The 3877-nt window shown below is 67.6% G+C and carries 4 protein-coding genes and 1 pseudogene; 4 read left to right on the top strand and 1 reads right to left on the bottom strand.

Annotation, left to right across the window (positions count from 1 at the left end; translation table 11 throughout):
- Positions 1 to 318, bottom strand: a pseudogene (locus R1101_RS0118080) (GNAT family N-acetyltransferase); the annotation flags it as partial.
- Between the two features lie 362 nt (positions 319 to 680).
- On the opposite strand from R1101_RS0118080, the gene R1101_RS0118075 reads away from it, so the two are divergent.
- The 4 genes from R1101_RS0118075 to rsmH form a co-directional block, all read left to right on the top strand.
- A complete protein-coding gene (locus tag R1101_RS0118075) occupies positions 681 to 1130 on the top strand; it encodes an SAV_6107 family HEPN domain-containing protein (RefSeq protein ID WP_232284782.1) in 450 nt (149 codons plus the stop codon).
- A 172-nt stretch (positions 1131 to 1302) separates the two neighbouring features.
- A complete protein-coding gene (locus R1101_RS0118070) occupies positions 1303 to 1722 on the top strand; it encodes a DUF3040 domain-containing protein (RefSeq protein WP_016934759.1) in 420 nt (139 codons plus the stop codon).
- 427 nt (positions 1723 to 2149) lie between these two features.
- Positions 2150 to 2581: a division/cell wall cluster transcriptional repressor MraZ gene (gene mraZ, locus R1101_RS0118065; RefSeq protein WP_016934758.1), complete on the top strand. Its 432-nt coding sequence runs from the start codon at positions 2150 to 2152 to the stop codon at positions 2579 to 2581.
- A gap of 291 nt (positions 2582 to 2872) precedes the next feature.
- On the top strand, positions 2873 to 3877 hold a 1005-nt coding region (gene rsmH / locus R1101_RS0118060), incomplete at its 3' end, for a 16S rRNA (cytosine(1402)-N(4))-methyltransferase RsmH (protein ID WP_016934757.1).

Raw genomic sequence — 3877 nt, 5'->3', positions numbered from 1 at the left:
ATCGATCTCCTCGGGAGACCGTCCGGAACGACGCATGCCGGTGCGCACCTGCTGGTTCCACCACTGCCGGCTATCGCCCCGGTAGCCGTACGCGATGCCGACGATCGTGTCGGGCGCCTCGGGGAGAGCGGCGGCGAAGGCCTGCCATCCCGCACGAGCCGAATGCTCGGACCACATCGGCGCCCGGTGGTACTCCGTGCCACGGGGATAGCGCATCGCCGCGACGTAGACGGACAGCAGCTCGGGGAGGCGCGCACGGAAATCCGCCGGGGAGAGTTCGGTGAGGATTGCGGGGTCGTGGTGGGGATCGGTGGTCATGCGTGACTCGTTCGGGTGGCTCGCGATGTGTCGGAGATGTTCGGGTCTCGCTGATCGTTCGGGATGACGTGGCCGCTTTCTCTTGACGGGTTGTCGGTGGGTCCAGCTATATTGAATACGTCGAACGCATGTTCGACGCCGGTGATCCGGGGATGTTCGAGGGAAGCGAACATCCCCGGATCACCCTGGGGTCTCCCGCTCGGCGTCCGTGTCGGGGATCACTCGAGGACAGTGATCTCCGTTCCTCGGCGTTTCGGCGGGAATACCACCGGATACCGCTCGTTGTAATGAGTGGTGCGAGCACGCCGAGGAGGTGCGTGAATATGGCCGACGGTCACGTCGCGAGTCGAGGACCGCGCCGAATGTCTCCCACGCTCGGGCCGTCCGCATGCATGGACCGCCCGACCTCGGCGCGCGCGGCGACGCTGTTGCGCAAGGCCGACGATCTGCTCTCGGGTGCCGCCGGTGCCGGCGATCCGGGCGAGAGGTTCCGTCTCGCCTATCTTGCGGCGCTGCGCGGTGCCGGCGCGGTCGTCGCCGCTGCGGAGATGCGCTCCGGGGTCCGGCCGGCGCGCCGGCCGGTCACGCGCAATGCGTGGGCGCTCATGGCGCGGGCCGACGAGTCCTTCGCCGTCTGGGCCGACTACTTCGCCGACCGTTCCGCCACTCGCGCGGCGATCGAGGCGGGCGTCGCGCGGGCCGTCGGAGCCGACGAGTCCGGTGCGTTCTACGACGAGGTGGGTCACTTCCTGCACGACGTGGAGGGTTATCTCGACGCCGAGGCAGAGCCCGAAGTCGGTGTCGGTGGGTGACCTTCGCCTTCTCACGAGGGCTTCGCCGGGCGGGGGATCGAACTCACGTGTGGAGTTTGTGGTCCACATCGACTTCTGCTCGTATTATTGACTCAGGCGGCCGTATCGACGGCCCCCCGCTGGATCCGCCCCACGGATCCGGTGGCCACCGTTTAGTGCCGGGGGAGGTACCGTGCCACTCTCCGAGCACGAGCAGCGCATGCTCGATCAGATCGAGAGCGCGCTCTATGCTGAGGATCCCAAGTTCGCCTCGACCGTGCGTGGTAGCCGGTTGGGGATGGCGTCGAACCGGCGGCGGCTGCAGGCCGGCGCCTTGTTCGTGTTGGGCCTGACGCTGTTGATCGCCGGTGTTGCCCTGCCGCTCAAGCCGGGCGGCTTTCCGATCATCAGTCTGCTCGGGTTCCTCGTGATGTTCGCCGCCGGAGTTCTGTTGCTCCTCGGCGGTCGTCGGCCGTCGGCTTCAGGAGCGACGGGTGGTAGTTCCGCTTCCGGAAAGACCGGCCGAAGTTCCGGCGGCGGCAGGAAGTCCTCGGGTGGTGGCTTCACCAACCGCATGGAAGAGCGGTTCCGGAGGCGTTTCGAGCAGGAGTGACCTCCTCGACCAACAGCTGTATCGACGACGGCGCGACCCACGGGTCGCGCCGTCGTCGTTCTCTGCAGAGCTTCGTACCCCCACCGGTCGTCTCTCCTCCACCGCGCCCCACTCGCCGCCGCCCTCGGCTCCGTTCCCTCTCCCGTCTCGTCCCACCCTCCCCGTTTTCCCTGTTCGTCTTGTGCTCCGTACTCGTTTCCCGGGTGGGGACGGTCGTCGACGCGAAGGCGTCGGCCGATGCGGCGCCACCTCCCCTGGGCGTGTCCCCATTTTCCGCCACCTGCTCTGAGCTGGGGATGTGACGGCAACACGCGTGCCCGGGCGGCGGTAATCCGTTTCCGGTGGGGCAAAGTGGGGTAATGTGGGGCACGGCGGGACGAGGTGTCCTGCCGCGCGAAGCATCCGTCCGGCAGCGGGGAGGCGCCGAGTGTTCCTCGGTACCTACACCCCCAAGTTGGACGACAAGGGCCGGCTCACGCTGCCGGCGAAGTACCGAGACGAGCTGGCGGGAGGGTTGATGATCACGAAGGGGCAGGATCACAGCCTCACCGTGTTCCCTCGCGACGAGTTCGCCGCCCTGGCGGAACGCGCTGCGAGCGCCTCACGGAGCAACCCCCAGGCACGTGCGTTCCTGCGCAGCCTCGCTTCGGGAACGGACGAGCAGCGACCCGACTCGCAAGGCCGGATCACGCTGTCGGCCGCGCATCGCAAATATGCCGGTCTCGCCAAGGACTGCGTCGTGATCGGCTCGGTCAGGTACCTCGAGATCTGGGACGCGACGGCATGGGAGACCTACCTTGCCGAACACGAAGAAGACTTCTCGGAAGCGAGAGACGAAGCACTACGCGACATCTTGTAACACCACGGCTCGGGTTGCGCGGCGAGTGCCGCGAGGCCTCTGCCCGATGTGCCGGCCCTGACGCACTTCCCCAGCGCCAGGTACGGACCGGAGGGCCCTGACGCACTTCCCCGGCGTCAGGTCTCTTCGGAATCGGACAGAGACCTCGAGGCATTCGCCGTCTTCCGTATCAATCCCGTGGCGACGAGCAGGGCATCGATACGAGCGACAGGCAGGCACGAGGCACACCACCGTCCACCCGACGAGTACCCCACAGACCGTAAGCGGCCCGAGCAGGATTCCGGAGGACACATGGTGGACGGCGAGCACGACTCCGTCGATGGTACGGATGAGGCCACCGGTGCCGATGTGACGTCCCCTGCGCAGTTCGGCCACGTCCCGGTCATGCTCGATCGAGCCGTCGAGATCCTCGGTCCGGCGATCGAGAGTGCCGGACCGGACGGCGAGGGCGCTGTCTTCGTCGACGCGACACTCGGTCTCGGCGGGCACTCCGAACACTTCCTGACGATCTATCCCGGTCTGCGGCTCGTGGGTCTCGACCGCGACCCCGACGCACTGGCGATCGCGCGCGAGCGGCTCGCGCGGTTCTCCGACCGCACCGACTTCGTCCATACCCGCTACGACGGGATCGCCGATGCGCTCGAGAGCGTCGGCCTCGACCGGTACGGCTCGGTCCACGCTGCTCTGTTCGATCTCGGTGTGTCCTCGATGCAGCTCGACGAAGCGGAGCGCGGCTTCGCGTACTCGAAGGACGCTCCGCTCGACATGCGGATGGATCCCACCACCGGCATCACCGCCGCGGATGTCCTCAACACCTACGGTCACGGCGATCTCGCCCGCATCCTGAGCACCTACGGCGAAGAACGGTTCGCCGGCAAGATCGCCTCCGAGATCGTGCGGACCCGGGCCAGGACGCCGTTCCGGACCAGCGGCGAACTCGTCGAACTGCTCTACCGCACGATCCCGGCCGCGACCCGTCGCACCGGTGGTCATCCGGCCAAGCGCACCTTCCAGGCGCTGCGTGTCGAGGTCAACGCCGAGCTCGACTCGCTGCGCGATGCGATCCCCGACGCTCTCGACGCCCTCGCCGTCGGCGGCCGGATCGTCTTCATGTCGTACCAGTCGCTCGAGGACAAGGTCGTCAAGCAGGAGCTGACGCCGCGTTCGAAGTCCCGCAGTCCCGAAGGGCTTCCGGTCGAACTGCCGGGCATGGGACCGGAACTGCGCATCCTGACCCGCGGCGCCGAGCGGGCGACCGACGACGAAATCGAGGCCAATCCACGTTCGGCGCCCGTC

Origin of the sequence: Rhodococcus sp. R1101 (genome assembly GCF_000278445.1) — a bacterium.
Classification (GTDB): domain Bacteria; phylum Actinomycetota; class Actinomycetes; order Mycobacteriales; family Mycobacteriaceae; genus Rhodococcus; species Rhodococcus gordoniae.
Note: the sequence above shows the minus strand (reverse complement) of the source record. Positions and strands in the feature narration are given on the sequence as shown.